Origin of the sequence: Paracoccus alkenifer, from assembly GCF_900108405.1 — a bacterium.
Lineage (GTDB): Bacteria > Pseudomonadota > Alphaproteobacteria > Rhodobacterales > Rhodobacteraceae > Paracoccus > Paracoccus alkenifer.
In genome coordinates, this window is record NZ_FNXG01000006.1 from 79,455 (window position 1) to 104,607 (window position 25,153).

The window sequence follows — 25,153 nt, forward strand, 5'->3', positions numbered from 1 at the left end:
TCTTAATCCTTCGGAGGCGCTGATGGCCCTGACCTATCCCTACCCGCTGGCGGATTTCTGCGACGGACTGCGGGCGATCAGCGTCGTGATGACGCTGCGGCGCCATGATGAGCAGTCGGGCGGTGGCGACGGCAGGTTCTGGACCGCCGAGCTGGCGCCGCCGCTATGGTCGGCCGAGGTGGCGCTGGCTGCGCGGCCGGCACCGCTGGCACGCGAACTCGATGCGCGGATCGACGGGCTGAACGGATCGTCCGGGACATTCCTGTTTTCGGACCCGTCCTATAGGGGGCCGGCGGGCGGATCGGCCGGCCTGACGGCCGTCACGCTGTCGGGCATCAGCGCGGATCGAGGGGCGGTCGCCCTCGCCGGTCTGCCGGCAGGGTTCGTGATCACGGCGGGTGATTTCCTGTCGATCGACTATGGCCCCGGCCGGGTCTATTTCGGTCGGTTCGCCGAGGGCGCCGTGGCCAACGGGTCCGGCGCAATCGCGCAGCGCGAAATCCGCCCCCACCTGCCGATGACGATCACCGCGGGCGCGGCGGTCGAGTTGGCGCGGCCACGGTTCAAGGCATTCATCCCGCCGGGCGGCTACAAGCCCTTTAATTACGTCCTGCCCCACGGCGAGATCGCGGTGGGCGCATCCCTCTCGATCCTGCAAAAGCCATGAAGATCCAGCACCCTAACCTTGCGCTGTCCCGGCAGGCCGCGCGGGATGGCGGGATCAGGCCGGTGTGGTTCTTCTGGATCGAGGCTCGGGACCGCGACAACGGCAGCGCGCAGCCGCTGGGGCTGTGGACCGGCGACGAGGACATCACGGTCAGCGTCCAAACCCCTGCGGGCGGCACGTCCTCGCGGCTTTATCTGGGCGGCTGCAATCTGTCGGTCGACGGGATCCAGTATGTGGCTGACCTGACGGACAACCCGATCACCGTCAGCATGAGCCAGATCGCCGCCCCGGTGCAGCAGCTGGTGCGCGTCCGCGACGTGCGGCTGGCCTATTGCGAGCTGCATTCGACCACCCTGATCGGCGGCGCCCTGACCAGCCCGCCCGACCTGGACTGGGTCGGGATCGTGGACGAGGCCCCGGTCGCCACGCCGTCGGTCGGCAGCGACGGCGGCATCGCCCTGTCCGTTCGGTCCGAGCTGATGTCCATGCTGACCGCGATCAATCCCGCAAAATCCTCGGACGCCCACCAGAAGCGGCGCCAGCCCGGGGACCGGTTTTCCGAATACGCGTCGATCATCCATTCGAGGAAAGTCCAGTGGTTCAAAGGCTGACCCGACTGCCGAACTGGCGCGCGCGCTTTGCGGCCGAAATGGACCGCCAGCGGCGCGAGGCGTTTGCTTGGGGCCGCCATGATTGCGCGCTGGGGCTGGTCACCGGCGCCATCGAGGCGATCACGGGCGTCGATCTGGCGCGCGGTTATCGCGGCAAATACCGCGGCCAGGCGGCGGCGCTGCGCATCCTGCGCGATGCTGGCTGCGAGACGCCCGGCGATTTCGCGGCGACCATCCTGCCCGAGATTCCGCCTGCCATGGCCCGGATCGGCGACGTGGGTGTGATGTCAGCTGACGGCCCGCTGGCGCAGGCATTCTGCGTGGTGGACGCCAGCAGCCTGATCGTGATGACCGATCTCGGTCACGGCCGGCGCCCGCGCGCCGACATGATCCGCGCATTCCGGGTCGGAGAGTAGCCTTGCACAGAATCGTCGCTATCGCCGCCGCGCTCGCGCTGGCGGCTGGTCCCGCACATGCCGGCCCTGTCGCGGCCGTGGTCGCATGGGTGGGCAGCACCATTGCAGCCGGCGGTGCGTTGGGGTTTGTCGTCCAGATGGCGGTCAGCACCGGGCTGTCGCTGCTGGCCCAGGCCATCGCCGGCAAGCCGCGCCGACCCGAGATCAACGTCCAGTTCGAGGTCCAACTGGGCGATGATCACCCGTTGTCGTTCGTGGTCGGAGATTACGTCACCGCGGGCAAGCGCAAATATCTGGGCTCATGGGGCAAAAACACCCGTTACATCACCGAGGTGATCGAGGTGTCCGCGCTGCCGCAGGGATTCGAGGGGCTGTGGGTCGATGACGAGCCGGGTGAATTTCACAGCCACGATCGGGTCTGGAAGCTGAACCCGTCCGCTGCGCCGGGGTCGGTGTCCGATCAGGTGGAGATGGCGCCGGGCAGCAACCCCACCTGGCTGCTGGTCGGGCGGCCGCTGCGGAACTACAGGGATGACGGTAACCGCATCTACGTCAAGTGGGTGGACGGGGCCCAGCTGGACGCCGATCCGTTCCTGGTGCGGATCTTCGGCGGTGACGCGGATTATCCCTGGAGCTCGGCCATGGTCGGGCGCGGCAAGAGCTATGCGGTCATCACCACCCGCTACGACAGCGACACCTTGCAGAGCTATCCGGCCTATCTGCTCAAGCCCGCGCCGCTGGCCATGTATGACCTGCGGCTGGACAGCACCAACGGCGGCAGCGGGCCGCAGCGGTGGGACAATCCCGCGACCTGGCAGCCTTCGCGCAACCCGGCGGTGATCGCCTATAACCTGATCCGGGGAGTATATTTCGGCAGCGAATGGGTGTTCGGCGGACGCAACCTGCCGGCCTGGCGGCTGCCCTCGGCCGAATGGATCGCTGCGGCCAATGAGTGCGATGCGCCGGTGACGCTGGCCGGCGGCGGCACCGAGCCGGCATGGCGCTGCGGGATCGAGATCAGTGTGGACATGGCCGCGGCCGACGTGCTCGAGGAAATCGGTCGCGCGGCCAACATGCGCTTTGCCGAGGTCGGCGGTCAGATCAAGCCCATCGTCGGGCTGCCCGGCGCCGCGGTGTTTTCCCTGACCGACGACGACATCATCATCACCGAGGGGCAGTCGTTCCGCCCCTTCGCGCCGGTCGCGGAAACCTATAACGCGATCAGCGCCACCTATCCCGAGCCGGCCGAGAAATGGGCCACCAAGGACAGCCCGGAATATATCGACGCCGCGGCCACGGCCGAGGACGGCGGGCGCTATCTGCCGACCGGTATCAGCTATCCCGCCGCCCCCTACGCGCAGCAGGTGCAGCGGCTGCAACGCTCGCAGTTGCAGGATTATCGCCGGATGCGCCGGCACCAGTTCCACCTGCCGCCCGATGCCTATGCGCTTGAGCCGGGCGTGGACATGGTATCCTGGACCAGCGCCCGCAACGGCTATGCCGCCAAGCTGTTCCTGGTGGAAAGCGTGGCCAAGACCCGCGGCATGAACGTGCTGGTCAGCCTGCGCGAGGCCGATCCGGGGGATTACGACTGGGATAGCGGCTTTGAATTCCCGGTGACGATTACCCCGCCGGTCAACCCGTTGCCCTATGTCCAGCCCGTGCCCGGATTTGCGGTGTCTGCGACCAGCGTCCGCGACGGCGCCGGCCAGCCGCGCCGGGCGGCGATCCTGGTCGAGTGTGATCCCGGTGAGGTCGGCGTCACCGCTATCCATGTGCAGGCGCGGATCAAGGGCGGCGGCGAGCGCCGGAATCTGCTGCGCTGGTCCGAGGGCTTTGAAAATGCGGCGTGGAACAAGGTCAACCTGACCGCCACCACCGGTTATGGCGTGGCGCCGGACGGATCATCGGCATCCACGATCCTGCGCGAAACCACCGCCACGGGCGAACACGGTCTGCGCCAGAACATCGCCCACCAGCTGGGCGAGCAGCATACCGTCTCGATTTATGTCCGCGAGGCTGGTCGTCCCTTCGTCTTCCTCGGCGGCATCCCCGCCGACTGGGGGGCGAACGCGAATGTCCGCTTCGACTTGTCCACCGGGGAAATGCAGATCGGTGCGGGTGTCGTCGATGCCGGCATTGAGCCTGTGGGCGGCGGCTGGTTCCGGGTCTGGGGCACATTCACTGCGGCCTCGACGGGAACATCGACGCTGTATCTGGGCACGAGCCTGACCCGGTTCGCAGGCGTCGCCGCAACATTTGCAGGTGATCCGACAAGGGGTATCGAGGTCTGGGGTTTCCAGCGCGAAATCGGCCCGCTGTCAGCCTATCAGCGGGTCGAGGAAACCCCCGTGTCGAGCATCGTCATCGACGAGAGCTATCGCTATTCCGCGCCCCACGGCTGGTATCTGCGCGACGTGCTGCCGCTGACCACCTATGAGGTCCGGGCGCGGCTGCTGTCCGACCTGACGCCGGTGTCCGACTGGTCGGCATGGCACGATGTCACGACGCTGGATATCACCTTCCAGATCGAGGATCTGTCGCAGGACATCCTCGACCAGTTCGAGGCCATCGCGGCCGAAGCCGGTATCGCGACGGTCGAGGTGCTGCCGGCCGAGGGCGATTTTGACAACCAGATCGTGATGCTGGTGCCGCAAGGGACGCTGTATCGCTGGGACGAGACTGAGTTGGAATGGACCACCAAGGTCTATGCCGGCGTCGGCCCGAACACCGTCACCACGGACGCGCTGGTCGCGCTGGCGGTGATCACATCCAAGATCGCCGCCGGTGCGGTCACGACCGACAAGATGACGGTCAACGAGTTGTCGGCGATCACGGCAGTTATCGGCGTCCTGCGGACCGCGACGAGCGGGGCGCGGCAGGAGATCCACAGTGACAAGCTCCTGATTTACGATGCGGCGAATATGGTGCGGGTCAAGATAGGGATGCTGTCGTGAGCTTTGGCATCGCTCTTAACACCACCCAGGGATTCGTGGACATCTCTGCGGCGAACCCTGTGCGCCTGATCGCGGCGCTGGAATGTCTGGGACTGAGCGGGTCCGTTGCTCTGCCTGTGCAGGTGCTTCCGACGGACAAGCTGCTGTTTCTGCCTGTCGGTCAGGGATACACGCCGACGATCACGCGGACCCAGACAACGGTCCAGTGGGTCGGCGTTCCGCCGATAATTGTCGGCGGCGTCCGATACGGCGGGACCACGCAGGACTTCAGGGTCTATTTTTCGAGGCAGGCATGAGCTTCGGATTTCAGGTTCTCAATTCTGTCGGACAGGTGATCCTGGACGATAATTTCATCCCCATGAAACTTATCGGATCGGGGACGACCACACTGCGCGCGGCGGCAGGTTCCGACGCAATCCCGAATAGCACGTTGTGGCGATATTTCGGGGCAGATGCACTTCCTGGGTTACCTGCCATCGGTCCGCACTTCGTATTCGTTGCATTGGAGCCCTTTCCGTTCCTGAAAACCTACGTGGTGCCAAGCAACGGTCGGGCGGCTATCATGTTGTTCAACGATCCCCGCCCGAATATCGCATACCGCGTCAGCTCGTTCGGCGTCTCGCCGCCGTCGCAGGGGGCGTTCGGCATGGAGGTTTACGGACCAGACGGGGTGCGGCTTTTCACGGCAGACGATACGCTTATGGCAATCAAGAGCGTGGACACGCAGGCCAAGGGCGCACAGCCGTTGGTCCTGCCCGCGGACGCCACGCATATCGCGGTGGTTGGCAGCACCTCGCAATATCCCGCTGGGGGAATTACAAGCCGATACTGCGAAACCGGTGTGTCGCTGTCGCAAAGCGGGGGTGTCTGGTCAGCCACATTCAGCGAGCGCGTTTTCGATCCTTATGCCGAGGATGGCTTGCCGGCCTTTCCGCCTGCGGATAACTTCATCGTGACCGCACGTTTTTCCAATTAGAGGACAATGTCAGTGAGAAAGGTTCTCGCACTTTTTGCAATCGCTGCCCTTGCGGCCTGTGGCTCTTCTGGAACGGATGCGCCCAAATACCCGACCAAATCTCTTTACCCCTATGCCGGGCAGGAAGTGACCGAACAGCAGGCTTGTGATTACCTGGCGGCGTCCGAGGCGCATTATCGTGACATGCGGGGAAAATCGCTATCCGGCCCCTATGGCGTGTCGCGGATCGAGGCCGAAAAGCTGGTCAAATTCTGGGCGCAATTCTGCCCGAGCGGGGCGTGATGATCTATCTCGACAACGAATCCCATCAGACCATCTGCGCCTGCGACCGCTGCGGCGTAACCGAGGCGACAGACCGCGCCGATGGCGTTGCTGTCGCGGGATGGATGACCGGCCACCTCTGGCTTGACGTCAGCCTGTCCGAGCAGCGGCAGTCGCCGCTCTGCTTCTGCCCGGACTGTTCCGCGCGCATGCGGTCGGCAACCACGATTCAGATCAGCGCCGCCTGACGCTCAACAGCCCGGTGTCAAACGCTGCCGGTCAGCTCCCGACGGGCGGACGAGGCGAGGAACGATGACCGGGTCATGCCCCGGGCGCGCGCGGTCTCATCAATCGCGCGCAGCAACCCGCGTTCGATCGAGATGTTGACCCGGGCCAGTGCGGTATCCGCCGGAATATACGGCACCGACATCAGGACCGCCCCCTGCCCGATCGCCACGGCCACCTCCGGCTGTTTGCGGACGGCATCCAAGGGTGACGGCTCCACATCCGGCTGATCCTCGAACCAGAGGTCGAGCGCCTCGGCGGCCGCGACGGGAATGTCATTCCAGCTGTCGGCTGCGGCAAAGCAGCCGGGAAGATCGGGGAAGGTCAGGCCATAGGCGCTGTCTTCATCCTTGTGAACGACTGCGGTGTAGTAACGCATGATGCACATCCTGGCTTCACGTGGTTGCAGAGAGGCGAGCGTGAGCGGGCTAAAGCAGCCCGGCCTGCTGATAGATGCTCCTGACGGTTCCGGCAGGCAGGTCTTTTTTCGGGTGCGGCAGGATCACGACACGATCCCCTTTCCGAAGCTTGAGGTGCGATCCGCGCTTGGACACCTCTTCGAAACCTGCGTCTTTCAGAACCTTCAGGAGCTTTCGGGAATTCGTTTCCAACCCTGTCGCCCCTCTGCTGTATGTGTATTTATATACACATAAGCATCCTGATCGTCAATCACCAGCGCACAAATAAATGTGCATCCTCGCCCGGCAATCCGCCGGGCTTTTTGCAATGGAGGCCCATCATGGCCGTGAACTACACCAGCGCGCTGCGCACCACCCGGATGACCGCCACCCGTGACGCCTGTGCCGGCGGCGCGCTGCAACTGCTGGACGCGGGCGGCGTCGTGCTGTCCAGCCATACGCTTTCGGCGACCGGGGGCACCGTGGCAGATGGCGTCTGGACGCTGGGGTTTACGAATGCCACCGCAGCGGCCACCGCCAGCGGCACCGCGGCGGCCGCCCGCATCCGCAACAGCAGCGATGCGGACGTGGCAACCGGCATGACCGTGGGGCTGGGCGACAGCGGCGCGGATGTCGAGCTGCAAAACACCAACATCAACGCCGGCCAGGACATCGTTATCTCCAACGCCACGCTGACGGACGGCTGATCCGATGTCGCCGCCCATCACGGCCGGGTTGCTGTGGTCAACGGACGTCGCGATTGATTTTGCGGCGTCCGGCCCCATTGTGCCGGCAATCCCGATGCCTCGGGCAGCGGGACCGCTTTATTGCGTGGTGTCCGCGCAGACAGCGGGCAGCGAGGGGGTGATTTTCCGGGTCGGCAATCCCGACGACAATTTCCACGAGCAAAACACGTTCCAGGCGGAGCGCTGGGACGGGCTCTACGGCCTGATGGCGGCACCGGGCTGGCCGAATCAGGTCATTGGCGAGGCCCCGGCTATCAGCGCAACGGCCAACCACCTCTGGGAGTTCTGGTTCAGCACTGCCGGGACCGATTTTATCGACCACCAGCCGTTCGGGTTTGTTAACAACGATCTGCCAAACCAAGACGTTGCCGCATCCTCGCATCTGTTCATCGGGTATCGCCTCAATGACGGCACCCCGATGGATCGGGCGACCGGGACCATTCATCGGATGGCCTTTTACGACCGCGTCCCGACCGAGGCCGAGCGCGCGCTGTTGGCGACGTGGGTAAATGGCGGCTTCCCGCTCGTCGCCGGAGATTTCTGGCATTACCGCCAAGAGGATGTGACCACGGCAGGCGTGGACACAGCGCACGGCCTGTCGATGCCGCTGGACCTGACCGGGGCGCTGGCGAGGGCTACTGTTGCCGGTGTCGAGTGGATGGACTGCGCGGCGGGCGTGCTCAGCGGCACCCACTCGGCGTGGTCGGCCTCGGCCGGGCTTGCTGTCTGGGTGCTCGCGGACGGGTCGCGTCCGGCTGGCACTGCCATTTACAACGGCGTTGCCTCGGCTGTCCTGAACGATAATCAGCACCTCAACTTCCACGGCGACGGCCTGTTCCGCACCACGAATAACACCACCCGCACTGCCACCTGGCCTGTTCCGGCAGCGGCCGGGCCAGAGACATTTTGCTGGACTGCGGCAGCCGGCACGACGGCAATCTCCGGATATTCGCTGCGCCACAACGGCGTCGATCTGGGCGGCGCAGCGTTAACTGATCCAAGTCGCAATGCGGCCCGGTCCGGGACAAATTTCATCATCGGCGGCGGCAGCAATCTGGCGCCCGGCGGTCTGCGCTGGCGCGACGTGGTGATCAAGATCGGCGCGGATTTTACGCCACAGGAGGTCGCGGCGCTCGAAGTCTATGCGGCCGAAAGGGTGCAGTCGCAGGGCGATCCGCCGATCACGATGGCGCTTGCTGCCTCCGACGCGCCCGATACCGCGCGCATCACCGCCTCGGTCCGCTGGCCGGCCATCGCTGCGTCCATGGCGGCCGCAGATGCGCCAGACAGCGCCAGCATCAGCGCCACGGTGCCCGTCCGGGCGAGCCTCGCCGCGGCGGATGCGCCGGACCGTCCGGCGATCAGGGCAACCGTCGGCTGGCCCGCCATCATGGCCCGCATCGCTGCATCCGACGCCCCGGACACCGCCGCCATGTCGCTGGCCGTCCGCATCGGTGCAACGCTGTCTGCCAGCGACGCGCCCGACATCGCCCGGATCATCGCCGGCACCGGCTGGCCCGCAATCATGGCGCGCGTGGCGGCATCGGACGCGCCGGATCAGGCCGCGATCCAAGCCGCCGTGCCGATCCGCGCAGGGCTTGCCGCGGGTGACGCCCCGGACAGCGCGCGCCTGTCGGTTGCCGTCCGCATCGGTGCAACGCTGTCTGCCAGCGACGCGCCAGACATGGCCAGCATCATCATGCGGCTGTGGTCGCAGACATCGCGCTACGCCTATCCCGGCGATCCGCAGGGCGGCACCCTGGCACCATCCATCCGATCCGGCACTATCCAGAGGCCCTGACATGGCGACATTTACCATCAAGCGGGGCGATACCGCCCCGGCCCTGCGCTATGCGCTGCTGCCCGAAACCGTGGACCTGACCGGGGCCAGCGTGGTGCTGGTCATGGACGGCGGCGCGCGACTGCCGGCGCAGATCATCAGCCCCAGCCCGCCCGTGGTGCAATACGACTGGCAACCGGGTGACACGGACCGCACTGGTCTGCGGCGGGCGGAATTCGAGGTGACCCACTTGGACGGCGCAGTCGAGACGTTCCCGAACGCCGGCTATCTGCTGGTGCAGATCACCGAGGATCTGGGCTGATGACCGATTTCGACCTGGCCCAGCTGATCCGCAACGGCTGGACCCAGATCATGGCCATCGTCGCGATCATCTGGTGGTCGCGATGGCTCGACCTGCGCAGCAAGGATCACAGCGCCCACTTGGACCGGCACGAGGCCCGGCTGCGCGACATCGAGGCCAACGCGCACGCGCACGCGGTGCAGTTTGCGCGCATCGACGAGACGCTATCCGGCATCAAGCTGACGCTGGACCGGATCTATGCCGAGGTCAGCGAGACCCGCACCGGCCGCTGACCCGTCTAACATCCGTCTAACATTCGCCCCGCCATCGCGCGGGGCTTTTGCATTTTCGAGGGACACATGGACATCACCATCCATCACATGCAGCCGATCCTCGACCTGATCGGCAAATACGAGAGCCGCGGCGATTACGATGTCGTCTATGGCGGCATCCCCAAGGCGCAACGCCCGGTCAAGCTGACCGCCATGACCATCGCGCAGGTGATCGCCTGGCAAAAGCAGGTCGTCGCGGCGGGCGCCGCATCCTCGGCCGCGGGGAAATACCAGATCATTCGCAAGACGCTCGAGGCCTCGGTTTCGGCGCTGCGCATGAACACCGCGCGCCTGTATGACCGGGCGACGCAGGACGAGCTGGCCATGCACCTGCTGCGCGGCCGCGGCATCAAGGGCTATCTGGACGGCGCGATCACGCAGGATGCGATGGTGCTGTCGCTGGCCAAGGAATGGGCCAGCCTGCCGGTGCCAAGCGCCATGAGGGGCGCGTCGCGACAGATCCTCGCCGGGCAGTCCTATTACGCCGGCGACGGGTTGAACAAGGCCCACGCCACGGTGGCAGAGGTCCGCGCTGCGCTGGCGCAAGCCAAGGCCCGCCATGATGCGGCCGCCACCCCCGCCCCCGTCGGCCCGCGCCCGTCGCCCGGGCAGCCCCCGGCACCGGCCAAACCCGTCGCCGCAGGCGCCATCGTCGCGGTTGGGATCGCCCTCGCAATCATCGCAATCATCTTTTTCGGAGGCTGACATGACCATCATCCAGAGCATCCTTCAGCCGATCATCGTGGACCTGCTGGTTTGGGGTGTCGTCTCGGTCATCGGCGTCATCGCCTCCGGCCTGCCCGGCTTCCTGCGCCGCCGCGTCGAGGCGGTGGACCGGCAGGCGGTCTATCACGCCGTCGATACCGTGGCGACGCTGCTGTTCGCCGCTGTCCGCCGCAACCCCGCAGCCGCCGTGACCGATGCGGCTATCTCGGGTGCAGCGCGCGGGGTGCTGGACAAGATGCCGGGGGTGGTCCGACGCCTGGCGCCAACGCAGGCCGCCATCGAGGACATGATCCGCGCCCGGCTCCAAGAGCGGCTGGACGCGGCACTCGGTCGGGATCGGCTGGCTGAGGAGCTGCGCCGACTGGGGCTGGAGGCGGTCACCGTGCAGGGATAGCCGTCGGCAGTCGAGGTCGGGTTGCCGACCTCGACGACGGCAGATGCCGGTCTGCTTAAAGCAGCGCGGCAAGGCCAGCTACGGCCAGTATTCCAGCTATCAAGGCGATCCAGTTCAGGAGGACCTTCTTGGAATCACTCTTTCGCGCGCCCCGAGGCGGCTGATCTTCGTCAGGCTTCATGTCGTGTCCCTGAGATGAAAGATTTCACGACGCTCGCGATGTCGCGAGACGTGCAGAGGCTTCCATGGTCAGAGCAGCGGCGGTCCGCGCGCCTGTCGGTTGCTATGGTGGCGCTCAGATCCAGGCGGCGTCCAAACCGTCGCGACCAGCACCTGGGCGGCTGCCGAGGGGCGAGCGATCGCGTGCCGCTGTCCGGGCGGCAGCCCTATATCCTGGGGGTGCGCCGATGCTGGCGCTTCGGCCTGGTTCCGCAATCCTGCCGGGCTGCTGTAACTGAACGCAGAGATCGAGCGCGGGCCGTCCAGGAAGCCATCTACTGGTCGATGAGCGCTGCAGAGCGTGAAGCCAAGCACCAACAGCAGGGTGAAGAGCACCCTGACAGTCTGGTTCAAAGCGTGGCGGCGCTGAGCGGTCAAAGGGATTCCTGCAACGGCACGGCCCGGCTTCCGTTCGGGCAAATCACTTGTGGCTGTGTGGGGACTCGAAGTCCATGGCTGGGCTGGCTGCCGCGCTGCCGACCGATGGCGGCCCGCAGGCGCAGCGGGCGGGGCTGCTGGTGCTGGATCAGCTTCGCGCGGGTTGTGAGTGATGTATATGAGCGAACTGCTTAACCCGCGACACCAAATCAAATTAAGGCGATAAGTCCATCATCTTGCGTGGATAAAGTGCCCCGCAAGGTACGCACTTGTACCTTTAGGTTCGTTCCGGATGCTCTCGCGAACCAATCTTAGCTGCTGCTTGATATCTTGCTCGTTCGCCACCCTCGTCGACACCTGCTGTGGCGCCTGCTGGACGGTCTTGACCACATCACCCTCCATCGTCAATCCTCCGCTAGAGTTTATGTTACTGTGAATCAACTGCTGAATCGAAGCAAGTCACATGTGTCCCGGTCGGCGATTCGACGCGCTTCCTACACTAGCGAGGCCCGCTTTGCCAACATCGAGTCCATTAAAGCCCGAGTTGATTTTTGGCCTAGTTGGCCCCATTGGCTGCGATATAATCGCCGTAGAGAATGCGCTTTCACGAGCACTGAAAAGGGTTGACTACCAACCTGTGAACATCCGTGTTTCCGATGCAATGCCAGCGCTTCTTGAACTGAAGGGCAAGTCAATTACCGCCCCCACTTCGCTTCAAGAAAAAATCGAGGCGGGGAACTCAGTTCGCAAGCTTTATGGAAATAATTCAGTATTTGCCGGTGAGATTATTAGGCAAATAAGGCAACATCGAAAAAATGTAACCAGCAAAACCTCGGAAAACATTGCAGCGCCGGAAGAAACCCCTGTTGATGGCGGTGTGTATGAAGTCCCTGTCGATGGGACCGCATATATTGTCAGACAACTAAAGAGGCCGGAAGAAGTAGAACTTTTGCGCAAAACCTATGGGCATCTATTTATTCAAATTTCAATTACCCACAGCAGGGCAGGTCGCCTTAAATTATTAGCCGACCGCATTCGCCGCGAAATTCATGGAAAATCAAACGACGAGTGTGAAGCAGAGGCACGGCAGCTAATTCAAATTGACGAAAATGAACAAGACGCCCTGCCTTCTCACGAACAAGGCGACAATGATTACGGGCAAAAACTAACGGAAATATTTCACCTTGGAGATGTATTTATAAACTCCGAAAGTGAGAACTCTGCCGTGGCCATGTGTCATAGATTTATTGACGCGCTGTTCGGGAAAAACAATATTTCCCCGACGAAGGACGAGTTTGGTACATATATGGCGAAAGCGGCGTCTCTTCGATCTGTGGACCTGTCTCGGCAGGTAGGCGCAGCTCTCCTAACAAAGGAGGGAGACATCATTTCTGTAGGGTGCAACGATGTCCCGAAACCTGAGGGCGGAATTTACTGGGATGAGGACGCCCAAAAGAGTCGCGACATCGACCGCAAAGGCGAGGCTAATAAGGAAGAGACCAACAGAATAATATTCGACTTCCTACGCACTCTTAAAAGAGAAGGCGCCCTCCGGGAAGGCCTGACACCTGAAAATATATTAGCAGACCCTGATACAAAGAATGCAATCCTGAAATCTTTAATTGGAGAAATTACAGAGTATGGGAGAATGGTTCACGCAGAAATGGCCGCCATAACAGATGCAGCACGCCTAGGCCGTAGCGTGAAGGGCGCAACGTTATTTGTCACCACATATCCTTGCCACAACTGCGCCAAGCACATAATTTCATCTGGAATAAACAGAATTGTTTTTATTGAACCATACCCAAAGAGTCGAGCAGAGCTTCTGTACCCTGACGCCATAGGCGCCAGGAACGAAGACGGCACTAAAAAAGTTGAGCTTCATCACTTTGAGGGCATTTCGCCTCGCAGGTATAGAGACATTTTTGAGAAAGGAAGAAGGCGGGACAAGTCCGGGGAAGTGCACGAATGGTACCAGGAAAAATGCATTCCGAGAGTGGGGCCACTAGTTCATAACTACTGGCTAACAGAGCGCCACGCGATAAGCAGCTGTTTTCCAGAAGAAGAAGATGACATCATAAGCTAGCGCAGCTGTTTTCCGCATCTATCGCCTTTACACACGCTCTTACGCCATCACAGCTATTCAAACTGGATAAAACCCATGAACTATGCTATTATTCTGCGTGGTTATTGTGGCGGCATTCATCCATTTTCAACTTTAGCGTTCCCCTGTTACAGTGGCCGCAATGATCACTTGCCTCGCCGACCTCTGCATCGCGGCGGTGTGACGTGATCGGCGAGGATTGACTGCCAAGCTCTGGGGCATAAAAGGTGGGTATTTTAAGTTGTTTAAGGAACCTCGATGCTGGATCTAGCGAAATCCATTGGTCCGTCGATTGTGGCGGCGCTGACGGCAATCCTTGTCGCCACCTCATTCAGTCGTCGGCAAAAGCGCGAGGACCGGCAAACCGAGCACCGGAGATATTTGCGCGAAACATACGCGAACTTTGTGCGCGTCGTTTTGCATCTGTCCGAGCATGTGCAGGCCGCGACGGTGAAAGAGCATGAGGTGGATATGTGGCGGACGCACCCGCTGGCCGCAGAGGCTAGGCTGCTCTACCAGAAAATCCACCTCTACGCCCCGGATGTTGAACGACAGGCCGCGCGGGATCTCTCGATCATCCTTGGGGGGCTGATCTATCGACATCGGGACGCGATAATCTCTGGGAGCGTCAGCCCAGTTGAGTTGGCTGAGGCTGTGGAGGCGCTGCTTCAGGCTGTGGAGGTGTTTGTCGATACGGTGCGAGAGGCACAAAAGCACCATCTCGGAATCAGCTAATCTCGTCCTACGTCCATCAATGTCATCGGTGCAGCCGTGGCTGATAAGGGGGGTGGCGGCGTTTACAATTCCGGCTGTAACCCATTGAAAACACTCAAACCACCCAAGTGCCGGTTTACCGCGCAAGCTGCTGATATTCCTCGACTACCGCACACCCTCCGGGCCTACCAGAACCGCGCGATCATCCGGGAATTTCGGTGATAGATGGCGGGTTTGCGGGGATGCCCGGTTTCAGGCCGAGGGAGGGGGATCGTCGGGGCGGCGTCCGGCCCCCATGCCCATGCCCATGCCCATTCCCATGCCCGCTCCGCCGCCTGCGCCGCCTGCGCCCCTGCTGCTGGCGCCTGCGCCGGTGCTGCGCGCGCCGCGGCCGCCCGAGGATCCCGGCCGTGTCGGGCCTTGCGCGGGAATCGCGACCCGCGCGGGGATTTTTTCCAGATCGAGCGCCTTGCGGATATAGTCGCGCAGCGACGCGACCAGCTCGGCGGTGTGGATGGGTCTTCCGGCAGCCATGTCAGAGGCCGCCCGCGCGGCAAGCTCGACCTGGGTTTCGGTGCCCAGTAGCAGGATGTCGGCCAGCGCGGCCTCGACCGCGTCGCGGATCTGCACGCGGCGTTCCAGAACAAAGGTCGGGGGCGCCGAGGGGTCCGTGCCGCCCCCGGTCTCTACCGCGATCAGGGCAAGGTCTTCGGGCGCGGGTTCCCCCTGCGGGACGTCACCAGCGGCGGCCGAGGCAGCGTCGGGGTCGGGGTCAGCGCGGCGGCGGCTGCGCCCCAGATGAGCGGGATCGACGGTCAGCCGCCCGGTGAACGAGCCGCCCAGCACCTTGTAGGCGGCGATCAGGACACGCAGGCGCTCGTTGATCTGGCGGTTCATCCGCTGCTGGCGCTGCTGGATGGTCAGCATCATCATGACCCTGATGCCCATGGCGATCAGGCTGAACAGCAGGATGCCGAGGATCGAGGTCAGGATGGTCTGCCAGCTTGAAAAATCCAGAAAGCGCATCAGAGTCCATCTTGGTTACCGCAGCCGGTGCTGAAAACCGCAAGGCCGCGCTTGTTGTCGGGCGATACTGCGGCCACAAGCACTGCAAGGTCCAGAGCGATATGCGCGGCGTGCGGGAACTCGGCGGGACCGGCGGGCGGTCAGCCCGGGCGATGCGCCAGATAATGGCGCACCGCGCCGATGACGTGGCGAAAGCGGTCGCCGCCCAGGTGCTTGCCGCCATACCAGCGGGTGACCACGATCAGGTGGTTGTCCAGCGCTTCGGTTTCCAGCATCCGCAGGATGATTGCGCCCGCGCCGGATTCGCCGTCGTCGGATTTCAGCCCCTCGCCCGCCACAAGCGCGGCCCAGCTGTTGTGGGTGGCCTTGGCAAAGCGGCGCGCCGATTTCAGCTGCGCCAGCGCGGCGTCGATGGCGGCGCGGTCGGCCACCGGCCCGCCCGAGACCGCATAGACCGAGCCGCGGTCCGAGATGATGCGATCAAAGGTTGTCAGCATGGCCTAGAACAGCCCCTCGACATGGCCCCCTGCGCCCAGCCGGATGCGGTTGGCGGCGGGGTCGCGGGGCAGGCCGGGCATGGTCATGATGTCGCCGCAGATCGCCACGACAAAGCCGGCGCCCGCGGCCAGCCGCACCTCGCGCACGGGGATGGTGAACCCCTCGGGCGCGCCGAGCCAGTCGGGGTTGGCGGAAAAACTGTATTGGGTCTTGGCCATGCAGACCGGAAGACTGCCGTATTCCGCCTGCCATGCCTCCAGCCGGGCCAGCACGGCGGGCGGGAATTGCGCGCCCTCGGCGCCGTAGATGCGGGTGCAGATGGTTTCGATCTTGTCGCGCAGGGGCATGTCGTCGGGATAGGTCAGGCGGAAATCATGGGGTTGAGCGGCCAGCCGCATCACCTCGCGCGCCAGATCCTCGGCCCCTGCCCCGCCCATTTCCCAGTGGCGGGCGGTGATCGCCTGCACCCCCAGCGCGCGGGCGGCGGCCTCGATCGCGGCGATTTCGGCCCGCGTGTCGGTGGCGAAATGGTTGATCGCGACCACCAGCGGCAGCCCGTGTTTGCGCAGGTTGCGGATATGGCGGCTGAGGTTCGCCGCCCCCGCCTGCACCGCGCCGATGTTTTCCACCGCCAGATCGGAACGCGCCACGCCTCCGTTCATCTTCAGCGCCCGCACTGTCGCCACCAGCACCACCGCGGCGGGCGTCAGCCCGGCCTTGCGGCATTTGATGTTGAGGAATTTTTCCGCCCCCAGATCAGCGCCGAAACCGGCCTCGGTCACCACATAATCAGACAGGTGCAGCGCGGTGGTGGTGGCGATGACCGAGTTGCAGCCATGCGCGATATTGGCAAACGGGCCGCCGTGGACCAGCGCCGGGTTGTTTTCCAACGTCTGCACCAGATTCGGCTGCAACGCATCGCGCAGCAGCACGGTCATCGCGCCGTCAGCCTGTAGATCGCGGGCGGTGACGGGGCGGCCGTCGCGGGTCTGCGCCACCACGATGCGGCCCAGCCGGTCCTGCAAGTCGTCCAGATCGCGCGACAGGCACAGGATCGCCATCACCTCGGACGCGACGGTGATGTCGAAACCCGATTCCCGCGGCACCCCGTTGCCCGGCCCCAGCCCCAGCACCACGTCGCGCAGCACCCGGTCGTTCATGTCCAGCACCCGCCGCCAGGTGATCCGGCGCGGGTCGATGTCCAGCGCGTTGCCCCAGTGCAGGTGATTGTCCAGCATCGCCGACAGCAGGTTGTGGGCGCTGGTGATGGCGTGGAAATCGCCGGTGAAATGCAGGTTCATGTCCTCCATCGGGATCACCTGCGCACGGCCGCCGCCCGCCGCGCCGCCCTTCATCCCGAAATTGGGACCAAGGCTGGCCTCGCGGATGCAGATCGTGGCCTTTGCCCCCAGACGGTTCAGCGCATCGCCCAGACCCACGGTGGTGGTGGTCTTGCCCTCGCCCGCCGGGGTCGGGTTGATCGCGGTGACAAGGATCAGCCTGCCCTGCGGCCGGCCGGCCAGCCCGGCGATGAAGTCGCGGGAAATCTTGGCCTTGTCATGGCCGTAAGGCAGGATGTCCTGCGCGCCGATCCCCAGCTTGGCGGCGATTTCCGCAATCGGGCGCTTATGCGCGGCGCGGGCGATCTCGATGTCGGTGTTCATTGCTGTCCCCCGGCCGGTTTGTCGGCCCTGTCGCTGTTTTCCCCCCGACCCTAGCCGCAGCCGCGCGGGCGCAAAAGCCGTCGCCGCCCGGAAACCCGGACGGCTACCTGGATTTTCCCGCGATTTCACCGCGCGTTATCATCTGCTTCGACAGTTTCCCCGCCCCTCGGGGTCCAGAGACGACTAGGCCGGGCGCGTGGCCCGGCCTGCTTTCAGTGTCAGCTACAGCCGCTGGTGCCGCCGCAGGTGTTGCATTTCATGCAGGTGCCGTTGCGCACCAGCGTGTAATTGCCGCATTCGCCGCAGGGGTCGCCCTCATATCCCTGCATCCTTGCCTTGGCGCGGGCGTCCAGCGTCACGGTGGCGCTGGCGACGCCGATTTCAAAGCTGGCCTGCGTTTCCGCCATGCCCGAGGCCACCGCCACGGTCGAGGCCCCCCCTTGCAGCACCATCAGTTCCTGCGGCAGGCGCTTGCGCAGATAACCGGTCGAGCTGATCTGGCGCAGCAGCTCCACCGATTTCGAGGCCACGCCCTCGGGCGCGGGCGACAGTTCGGGCCGGCCCTCGGCCACGCCCCCGCCCAGCGTGTCAAAGCTGGCGCCATTGGGTTTCACATGCGCAAGATCGGTGCGGTCCAGATAGGACACCGCCAGCTCGCGGAAGATATAGTCGAGGATCGAGGTGGCGTTCTTGATCGAGTCGTTGCCCTGCACCATCCCCGCCGGTTCAAAGCGGGTAAAGGTAAAGGCGTCGACGAATTCCTCCAGCGGGACGCCGTATTGCAGGCCGACCGACACCGCGATGGCGAAATTGTTCATCATGGCGCGAAAGCCCGCGCCCTCCTTGTGCATGTCGATGAAGATCTCGCCCAAAGACCCGTCGTCGTATTCGCCGGTGCGCAGATAGACCTTGTGGCCGCCGATCAGCGCCTTTTGCGTATAGCCCTTGCGGCGCGAGGGCAGTTTTTCGCGGTGCGAGCGCACGGCCTCTTTGACGATGATGCGCTCGACGATCTTTTCGGCCAGCACCGCGGCTTTTTCATGGGTGTTGCCGGTTTCCAGAACCTCGGCGGCCTCGTCGTCGTCCTCGACCAACGCGGCGGCCAGCGGCTGGCTGAGCTTCGAGCCGTCGCGGTACAGCGCGTTGGCCTTGATCCCCAGCGACCAGGACAGCTCGTAGGCCGCCAGCGTTTCCGCGATCGAGGCCGAGTTCGGCATGTTGATCGTCTTGGAAATCGCCCCCGAGATGAACGACTGCGCCGCCGCCATCATGCGGATATGGCTTTCCACCGACAGATAGCGCGTGCCTTTTTTCCCGCAGGCATTGGCGCAGTCGAACACCGCGTAATGTTCGGGCCGCAGAAAGGGCGCGCCCTCCAGCGTCATGCTGCCGCAGACGTGGTCGTTGGCCGCGTCGATCTGGGCGCGGGTAAAGCCCAGGTGGCGCAGCAGGTCGAAACCGGGATCGGCCAGTTTCTCGGCCGGGATGCCCAGCGTGCCCTTGCAGAATTCCTCGCCCAGCGTCCACTGGTTGAAGACAAAGCGGATGTCAAAGGCCGAGGCCAGCGCCGCATCCACCTTTTCCAGTTCGCGCGGGCCGAAGCCGTGGCCGACCAGCGCTGCGTGGTTGATGCCGGGGCAGTTGCCAAGACTGGCGTGGCCGACGGCGTAAGCGACGATTTCCTGAATCTGGCTGCTGGAATAACCCAGCGTGTCCAACGCCGCGGGGACCGACTGGTTGATGATCTTGAAATAGCCGCCACCCGCCAGTTTCTTGAACTTGACCAGCGCGAAATCCGGTTCGATCCCGGTGGTGTCGCAATCCATCACCAGCCCGATGGTGCCCGTCGGCGCGATGACCGAGACCTGCGCGTTGCGGAACCCGTGGTCCTGCCCCAGCGAAAGCGCCTCGTCCCAGGCGGCCTGCGCCATCTGCGCAAGGCGGATGTCGGGGCAGTTCGCCACATCCAGCGCCACCGGATCGACGTTCACCGATTCATATGCGCCGGTGCCGTGGGCGGCGGCGCGGTGGTTGCGGATCACCCGCAGCATGGCGTCGGCGTTGCGCTCGTAGCCGGGGAACGGCCCCAGCTCGCCCGCCATCTCGGCCGAGGTCGCATAGGAGACGCCGGTCATCAGCGCGGTCAGCGCCCCGCACAGCGCCCGGCCCTTGTCGCTGTCATAGGGCAGGCCCAGGTTCATCAGCAGCCCGCCGATATTGGCGTAGCCCAGTCCCAGCGTACGGAAGTCATAGGACCGCTGCGCGATTTCCTTGCTGGGGAACTGCGCCATCAGCACGCTGATTTCCAGCGTGACGGTCCACAGCCGCGTGGCGTGGACATAGGATTCCGCATCGAAACGGTCCCCCGACAGAAAGGTCAGCAGGTTCATCGACGCGAGGTTGCAGGCGGTGTCGTCCAGGAACATGTATTCCGAACACGGGTTCGAGCCGCGGATCGGCCCGTCCGCCGGGCAGGTGTGCCACGCGTTCACCGTGTCGTGGAACTGGATGCCGGGGTCGGCGCAGGCCCATGCGGCGTGGCCGATCTGGTCCCACAGCTCGCGCGCCTTGACGGTTTTCGCCACCTTGCCGTCGGTGCGGCGGATCAGTTCCCAATCGGCATCCTCGCGCACGGCGCGCAGAAAGGCGTCGGTGACACGGACCGAGTTGTTCGAGTTCTGACCCGAGACGCTGGCGTAAGCCTCGGAATCCCAATCGGTGTCGTAGGTCGGAAACTCGATGGAATCAAAGCCTTGTCGGGCGTATTGCAGAACCCGGTTGATATAGGTTTCCGGGATCATCGCGCGCTTGGCGCTGCGGATCGCGGTTTTCAGCGCCGGGTTCTGCGCGGGGTCGGTCGCGCCCTCAGCCAGACCATCCCACTGCCGGATCGCGGCAAAGATCTCGTTCAGCTTGGCTTCGTGCTGTTTCGAGCCGGCGACGAGGCTGGCGACCTTTTGTTCCTCGATCACCTTCCAGTTGATGAACTGCTCGATATCGGGGTGATCCATGTCGCAGATCACCATCTTGGCGGCCCGCCGCGTGGTGCCGCCCGACTTGATCGACCCCGCCGCGCGGTCGCCGATCTTGAGGAACCCCATCAGCCCGCTGGAACGCCCCCCGCCCGAGAGGTTTTCGCCCTCGCCCCGCAGGCTGGAAAAATTGGTGCCGGTGCCCGAGCCGTATTTGAACAGCCGCGCCTCGCGCACCCACAGGTCCATGATCCCGCCCTCGTTCACCAGATCGTCGGCGACGGACTGGATGAAGCACGCGTGCGGCTGGGGGTGTTCATAGGCGCTGTCGGACTTGACCAGCTTGCCGGTCTGGTAATCGACATAGAAATGCCCCTGGCTGGGCCCGTCGATGCCGTAGGCCCAGTGCAGCCCGGTGTTGAACCACTGCGGGCTGTTCGGCGCCCCCATCTGCCGGGCCAGCATGTGGCGCATTTCGTCGAAATAGGCGCTGGCGTCGGATTCGGCGGTGAAATAGCCGCCCTTCCAGCCCCAATAGGCCCAGGCGCCGGCCAGACGGTCGAACACCTGCCGGGCCGAGGTCTCGCCCACGAAACGCTCGGCCTCGGGCAGTTTGGCCAGTGCGGCCTCGTCGGGGACCGAGCGCCACAGGAATTCCGGCACGCCCTTTTCCTTGACCGGCTTGAGCCGCGCCGGCACCCCGGCCTTGCGGAAATATTTCTGCGCGATCACGTCGGATGCGACCTGGCTCCAGCTTTCGGGGACTTCCACGTTGTCGTTGCGGAACACCACGGTCCCATCCGGGTTGCGGATTTCCGAGGTGGTGGTGGCAAAGGAAATCCCGCCGTAGGCCCCGTCTTCCGCCGTGGTGAAGCGCCGTTCGATCTTCATGGTCCCTGCCCCGTTTTTTCTGCTGCGGCCGAAATGCCGCGATCCCGTGCGCCATTGCCCGAGGGATCACCCCGAGGGCGGGCAGAACGATCTGCCCGGCGCGATGTTCTTAGGTTGTTGCCGTGGCGTTCCACCATATCTAGTGGTCGTCCCGCCGGGCTTACACTAACTGCGGCGTGCGCGGTTCGGTTTCAAGCATTTTATTTTTCTGACCGGCGCAGCTTGCGGTTGACAAAATCAGCCGGGTTGATCCGGCCTCAGGCCGCGACCGCATCTTAAAAAAGGTTAACGAAACCCGGTCCAGGGCTGGATTCTGCAACGGAGGCGGGCGGTTGCGGCGCCCTGCTCACGGGTTTTCCACAGCCTGTCCCCAGAGTCGCGCGCCCTTGCGCCCCGCCCGACCCGCAAGACCGCTGTCGCAGGCTTGTCACACCGCGGGGCGCAGGATTTCGGTATCGGTGACCAGCAGGTCCAGTCTTTGATCGAAAGGGCCGACCGGCAGGGAATCGACGCGCTGGACCTGCCAGGCCAGGCCGATGGCGGTCACGGGGCCGATGGCGCGCAGCATTTCCAGGGTGCGGTCGTAATAGCCGCCGCCATAGCCCAGCCGGTGCAGCCCCGAATCAAAGGCCAGCATCGGCACGATCAGCACCTCGGGCAGGATCTCGGGCAGCGAATCGGGGGGCTGGCTGGTCCCCAGCGGGCCGGGCGCCAGCGCCTCGCCGCGCCACCGGCGAAAGATCAGCGGCACGTCGCGTCCCGGCACCACCGGCAGGCACAAGGGGCCGTCGTGGACCTGCATCGCCGGGCGGGGATCGGGTTCGCCCTGCATCGACCAATACCCCGCCAGCACCTGCCCGGCATGCGAGGCCAGCGCCGCCCGCAGGTTGCGTTCCAGCGCCGCCTGATCGCCGCCCGCCGCCCGCGCCGCCAGCGCCGCGCGCCGCAGCGCGGCCTTGGCGGCGGCGCGTTCGGTTTCGGACGAGCCGGACCCGGACCCGGACCCGGACCCGCTCACAGCAGCACCCATGTGGCCAGGCCCAGGAACACGAAAAACCCCATCACATCGGTCAGCGTGGTGACGAAAGTGCCCGAGGCCAGCGCCGGGTCCAGCCCCAGCCGGCGCAGCAGCAGCGGGATCAGCACCCCCGCCAGCGCCGCGACGATCTGGTTCATCATCATGGCCCCGGCCAGCACCATGCCCAGCAGCGGGTCGCCGAACAGCACAAAGCCGCCCGCAAACAGCAGCGCCGCCAGCCCCAGCCCGTTCAGCAACCCGGCAAACAGCTCGCGCACCACCACGCGGCGCGCGTTGCCCTTGTTCAGGTCGCGCGTCGCCAGCCCCCGCACCGCCACCGCCAGCGACTGCGTGCCGGCGATGCCCCCGGTCGAGGCGACGATCGGCATCAGCGCCGCCAGCGTCACCAGCGCCGCGATGGTGTTTTCAAACAGCGAGATCACCATGGCCGACAGCGAGGCGGTGAACAGGTTGGCCACCAGCCACGGCAGGCGCTGGCGCGCGGTCTGCATGGCGGTGTCGCTGACGTGGCTGTCCTCGCCGACGCCGGCCAGGCGCAGCACGTCCTCTTCGTGTTCCTCGTCCAGCACGTTCATGGCGTCGTCGATGGTGATGACGCCGACCAGCCGCCCGTCGGCGTCCACCACCGGGGTCGAGATGATGTGATACTGGTTGAAGACATAGGCCACGTCGCCTTCGTCCTCGAGCACGCCGATGGTGCGGAAACTGTCCTCGGTGATGTCGGCCAGCTTTGTTTCGCGCTGCGACGACAGCAGCCGCCCCAGCGTGACATGGCCGACCGGATGGCGCTTGGGATCGACCAGCACCACGTGATAGAACTGGTCGGGCAGCCAGTCCTCGGCGCGCAGAAAGTCGATGGTCTCGCCCACGGTCCAGTGTTCGGGGGCGGTCACCACCTCGGACTGCATCAGCCGCCCGGCCGAGTGTTCGGGATAATTCAGCGATTGCTCGACCGCGATCCGGTCCGATTCGTCCAGCGCGGCCAGCACGACTTCGCGTTCCGGGCCTTCGAGATCCTCGACCAGATCGACGACATCGTCGCTGTCCATGTCGCGGACGGCCTCGGCCAGCACCTCGGCGGGCAGCTGCTCGATCACCTGCTCGCGGATCGATTCGTCGATCTCGGCCAGGATTTCGGCGTCGAATTCCCCGGAATACAGCCGAACGAAGCGGGCGCGGCGCTGCGGGGTCAGCTGCTCGATCAGGTCGGCGATGTCGGCACCGTGGACGGGTTCCAGCAGCGCGTTCACCCGCTGCGCGTCATCGGCATCGACCGCTTCGGCGATTTCCGCAACCAGACCATGGCCGGGAACCAATTCGTCCTGGGTTCCCTCGGGGTCGGTGCGGATTTCGGACATGAGTCACCTGCCTTGCTTGTCGGCCGCACTGCGGCACCTTGTTGTCGAATCGCGACATTATGCCCGGCGTCGGGACACGGCAACCGCAAGCGGACGTTAAGCGCGCAACCGCCGCGCCAAGGCCGGCCGCCTAGCCCGCCAGCAGCGCCAGCGCCGCGCGGTGCAGCGCGGGCGTGGCGGCGGCGATCACCTGCCCGCCGTGATGGGCGGGACCGCCCTGCCAGTCGGTGACGATGCCGCCCGCGGCCCGGATCACCGCGATCGGGGCCACGATGTCGTGGGGCCGCAACCCCGCCTCGACCACCAGATCGACCTGCCCCAGCGCCAGCAGCGCATAGGCATAGCAGTCCAGCCCATAGCGGGTCAGCCGCACCTGTGCGGACAGGCGGCCAAAGGCGGCGGTTTCCGGGGCGGTGCCCAGATCGGGATAGGTGGTCAGCAGCGTGGCCTCGGCCAGCGGCCGGTTGCGGCGCACCGCAAGCGGGCTGTCGCCCTGCGGTGCGCTCAGCCGGGCAAGGCCGGCGCCGCCCTCGAACCGCTCGCCGGTCCAGGGTTGGTCGATCAGCCCGTAAATCGGGCCGCGCGCGTCCGTCACCCCGATCAGCACCCCCCAGGTCGGCGCACCGCACATGAAGGACCGCGTGCCGTCCACCGGGTCAAGCACCCAGGTCAGCCCGCTGCGCCCTTGCCGCAGGCCGTATTCCTCGCCCAGGATGGCGTCGTCGGGCCGTTGCCGGGCCAGGATCTCGCGCATGATCCGTTCGGCGCTGCGGTCGGCCTCGGTCACGGGGTCGAAACCCGCGCCGGCCTTGTTGTCGGCAGGCAGATCGCGGCGACGGAAATGGCGCAGGGTTTCAGCCCGCGCGGCATCGGCCAGCGCCGCAGCGGTGGCGCGGATCGCCCCGATGTCCGGGGGGGCGGCAGCACCCTGAGGCGATGCCGGCAAAGCGGGCTGGGAAATCTGCATGGTCGGACCCTGCTGCAACGCGTCTGGGGCCAGACTAGCGCCGCCGCCACCGGGGAGCCAGCCGTTCGCGGCGGGTGGCAGCAGGGTGCGGATGCGGATGAGGCCCGGTCAGACGGCCTCGGACAGCACGCGGGCCAGTTCGAACAGCTGGCGGCGCTGCGCCTCGGGGATGGTGTAATAGGCGCGCACCAGCTGCAACGCCTCTTTCGCGGCCAGCGGGTCGGTCTCGGCCGCCTGTGCCTGCCCGTCCAGCCCCTCGAAGAAATGCGCGACCGGCACCTCCATCGCGACGGCGATATCCCACAGCCGCGAGGCCGAGACCCGGTTCATCCCGGTCTCGTATTTCTGGATCTGCTGGAACTTGATTCCGACCGCATCGGCCAGCTGTTGCTGCGTCATGCCGATCGCCCAACGCCGCTGACGGATACGTTGCCCGACGTGCACATCGACATGATGTTTCATCGTAAACCCCT

At 64.9% G+C, this 25,153-nt stretch carries 26 protein-coding genes; 16 read left to right on the forward strand and 10 right to left on the reverse strand.

Features of this window, described 5'->3' with window-relative positions:
* Nucleotides 1-22: 22 nt before the first annotated feature.
* The 8 genes from BLW83_RS13595 to BLW83_RS13625 all read left to right on the forward strand — a co-directional run bounded on the left by BLW83_RS13595 (nucleotide 23) and on the right by BLW83_RS13625 (nucleotide 6,136).
* Nucleotides 23-667, forward strand: coding sequence for a hypothetical protein (locus tag BLW83_RS13595; RefSeq protein ID WP_143042853.1), 645 nt, complete (start codon nucleotides 23-25; stop codon nucleotides 665-667).
* Nucleotides 664-1,278 (forward strand): hypothetical protein, encoded by a 615-nt coding sequence (locus tag BLW83_RS13600; RefSeq protein ID WP_090848787.1) that lies wholly within the window; start codon nucleotides 664-666, stop codon nucleotides 1,276-1,278. The genes BLW83_RS13595 and BLW83_RS13600 overlap by 4 nt, the downstream gene beginning before the upstream one ends.
* Nucleotides 1,263-1,694 carry a DUF6950 family protein gene (locus BLW83_RS13605; protein ID WP_090848788.1) on the forward strand — a complete coding sequence of 144 codons (432 nt, stop codon included), beginning with the start codon at nucleotides 1,263-1,265 and terminating at the stop codon, nucleotides 1,692-1,694. Before BLW83_RS13600 ends, BLW83_RS13605 begins: the two co-directional genes overlap by 16 nt.
* A 2-nt stretch (nucleotides 1,695-1,696) precedes the next feature.
* Complete coding sequence (locus BLW83_RS13610; protein ID WP_090848789.1) at nucleotides 1,697-4,651, forward strand: phage head spike fiber domain-containing protein; 2,955 nt, start codon at nucleotides 1,697-1,699, stop codon at nucleotides 4,649-4,651.
* The gene (locus tag BLW83_RS13615; protein WP_090848790.1) at nucleotides 4,648-4,947 is read left to right on the forward strand and encodes a hypothetical protein; all 300 of its coding nucleotides are present in this window, start codon (nucleotides 4,648-4,650) and stop codon (nucleotides 4,945-4,947) included. The genes BLW83_RS13610 and BLW83_RS13615 overlap by 4 nt, the downstream gene beginning before the upstream one ends.
* Nucleotides 4,944-5,627 (forward strand): hypothetical protein, encoded by a 684-nt coding sequence (locus tag BLW83_RS15560; protein ID WP_143042854.1) that lies wholly within the window; start codon nucleotides 4,944-4,946, stop codon nucleotides 5,625-5,627. The genes BLW83_RS13615 and BLW83_RS15560 overlap by 4 nt, the downstream gene beginning before the upstream one ends.
* 126 nt (nucleotides 5,628-5,753) lie before the next feature.
* Nucleotides 5,754-5,909, forward strand: coding sequence for a hypothetical protein (locus tag BLW83_RS15765; protein WP_177172576.1), 156 nt, complete (start codon nucleotides 5,754-5,756; stop codon nucleotides 5,907-5,909).
* Complete coding sequence (locus BLW83_RS13625; protein ID WP_090848792.1) at nucleotides 5,909-6,136, forward strand: hypothetical protein; 228 nt, start codon at nucleotides 5,909-5,911, stop codon at nucleotides 6,134-6,136. Before BLW83_RS15765 ends, BLW83_RS13625 begins: the two co-directional genes overlap by 1 nt.
* Before the next feature lie 17 nt (nucleotides 6,137-6,153).
* Here BLW83_RS13625 and BLW83_RS13630 read toward each other — a convergent pair whose 3' ends face one another.
* Both BLW83_RS13630 and BLW83_RS13635 read right to left on the reverse strand, forming a co-directional pair.
* Nucleotides 6,154-6,552 carry a type II toxin-antitoxin system HicB family antitoxin gene (locus tag BLW83_RS13630; protein WP_090848848.1) on the reverse strand — a complete coding sequence of 133 codons (399 nt, stop codon included), beginning with the start codon at nucleotides 6,550-6,552 and terminating at the stop codon, nucleotides 6,154-6,156.
* Nucleotides 6,553-6,601: 49 nt separating this feature from the next.
* On the reverse strand, nucleotides 6,602-6,784 hold the full coding sequence (locus BLW83_RS13635) for a type II toxin-antitoxin system HicA family toxin (RefSeq protein WP_090848793.1): 183 nt from the start codon (nucleotides 6,782-6,784) through the stop codon (nucleotides 6,602-6,604).
* A 128-nt stretch (nucleotides 6,785-6,912) separates the two neighbouring features.
* Here BLW83_RS13635 and BLW83_RS13640 point away from each other — a divergent pair, with 128 nt between their 5' ends.
* From BLW83_RS13640 to BLW83_RS13675, 8 genes are all read left to right on the forward strand, one after another.
* Entirely contained in the window at nucleotides 6,913-7,278 is a 366-nt protein-coding gene (locus BLW83_RS13640) for a hypothetical protein (protein ID WP_090848794.1), read from the forward strand.
* Between the two features lie 4 nt (nucleotides 7,279-7,282).
* A complete protein-coding gene (locus tag BLW83_RS13645) occupies nucleotides 7,283-9,118 on the forward strand; it encodes a hypothetical protein (protein ID WP_090848795.1) in 1,836 nt (611 codons plus the stop codon).
* 1 nt (nucleotide 9,119) lies between these two features.
* On the forward strand, nucleotides 9,120-9,419 hold the full coding sequence (locus BLW83_RS13650; RefSeq protein WP_090848796.1) for a hypothetical protein: 300 nt from the start codon (nucleotides 9,120-9,122) through the stop codon (nucleotides 9,417-9,419).
* Nucleotides 9,419-9,691 (forward strand): hypothetical protein, encoded by a 273-nt coding sequence (locus BLW83_RS15770; protein WP_090848797.1) that lies wholly within the window; start codon nucleotides 9,419-9,421, stop codon nucleotides 9,689-9,691. The genes BLW83_RS13650 and BLW83_RS15770 overlap by 1 nt, the downstream gene beginning before the upstream one ends.
* Before the next feature lie 66 nt (nucleotides 9,692-9,757).
* Nucleotides 9,758-10,435 (forward strand): lysozyme family protein, encoded by a 678-nt coding sequence (locus BLW83_RS13660; protein WP_090848798.1) that lies wholly within the window; start codon nucleotides 9,758-9,760, stop codon nucleotides 10,433-10,435.
* Nucleotide 10,436: 1 nt separating this feature from the next.
* Nucleotides 10,437-10,850 carry a hypothetical protein gene (locus BLW83_RS13665; protein ID WP_090848799.1) on the forward strand — a complete coding sequence of 138 codons (414 nt, stop codon included), beginning with the start codon at nucleotides 10,437-10,439 and terminating at the stop codon, nucleotides 10,848-10,850.
* A 1,060-nt stretch (nucleotides 10,851-11,910) separates the two neighbouring features.
* A complete protein-coding gene (locus BLW83_RS13670) occupies nucleotides 11,911-13,533 on the forward strand; it encodes an anti-phage dCTP deaminase (protein ID WP_090848800.1) in 1,623 nt (540 codons plus the stop codon).
* Nucleotides 13,534-13,809: 276 nt separating this feature from the next.
* Complete coding sequence (locus BLW83_RS13675) at nucleotides 13,810-14,286, forward strand: hypothetical protein (RefSeq protein ID WP_143042856.1); 477 nt, start codon at nucleotides 13,810-13,812, stop codon at nucleotides 14,284-14,286.
* 231 nt (nucleotides 14,287-14,517) lie between these two features.
* Here BLW83_RS13675 and BLW83_RS13680 read toward each other — a convergent pair whose 3' ends face one another.
* From BLW83_RS13680 to BLW83_RS13715, 8 genes are all read right to left on the reverse strand, one after another.
* The gene (locus BLW83_RS13680) at nucleotides 14,518-15,291 is read right to left on the reverse strand and encodes a hypothetical protein (protein ID WP_090848802.1); all 774 of its coding nucleotides are present in this window, start codon (nucleotides 15,289-15,291) and stop codon (nucleotides 14,518-14,520) included.
* Between the two features lie 140 nt (nucleotides 15,292-15,431).
* Entirely contained in the window at nucleotides 15,432-15,788 is a 357-nt protein-coding gene (locus BLW83_RS13685) for a YigZ family protein (protein WP_090848803.1), read from the reverse strand.
* Nucleotides 15,789-15,791: 3 nt separating this feature from the next.
* Nucleotides 15,792-17,453, reverse strand: coding sequence for a formate--tetrahydrofolate ligase (locus BLW83_RS13690; protein WP_090848804.1), 1,662 nt, complete (start codon nucleotides 17,451-17,453; stop codon nucleotides 15,792-15,794).
* Nucleotides 17,454-17,671: 218 nt separating this feature from the next.
* Nucleotides 17,672-21,316: a vitamin B12-dependent ribonucleotide reductase gene (locus tag BLW83_RS13695; RefSeq protein ID WP_090848805.1), complete on the reverse strand. Its 3,645-nt coding sequence runs from the start codon at nucleotides 21,314-21,316 to the stop codon at nucleotides 17,672-17,674.
* A gap of 427 nt (nucleotides 21,317-21,743) precedes the next feature.
* Nucleotides 21,744-22,334: a 5-formyltetrahydrofolate cyclo-ligase gene (locus tag BLW83_RS13700; RefSeq protein ID WP_245728889.1), complete on the reverse strand. Its 591-nt coding sequence runs from the start codon at nucleotides 22,332-22,334 to the stop codon at nucleotides 21,744-21,746.
* On the reverse strand, nucleotides 22,331-23,713 hold the full coding sequence (gene mgtE / locus BLW83_RS13705) for a magnesium transporter (RefSeq protein WP_090848807.1): 1,383 nt from the start codon (nucleotides 23,711-23,713) through the stop codon (nucleotides 22,331-22,333). Before mgtE ends, BLW83_RS13700 begins: the two co-directional genes overlap by 4 nt.
* A gap of 130 nt (nucleotides 23,714-23,843) precedes the next feature.
* Nucleotides 23,844-24,680 (reverse strand): inositol monophosphatase family protein, encoded by an 837-nt coding sequence (locus BLW83_RS13710; protein WP_090848808.1) that lies wholly within the window; start codon nucleotides 24,678-24,680, stop codon nucleotides 23,844-23,846.
* Nucleotides 24,681-24,788: 108 nt separating this feature from the next.
* A complete protein-coding gene (locus BLW83_RS13715) occupies nucleotides 24,789-25,142 on the reverse strand; it encodes a helix-turn-helix domain-containing protein (protein WP_090848809.1) in 354 nt (117 codons plus the stop codon).
* Nucleotides 25,143-25,153: the final 11 nt, after the last annotated feature.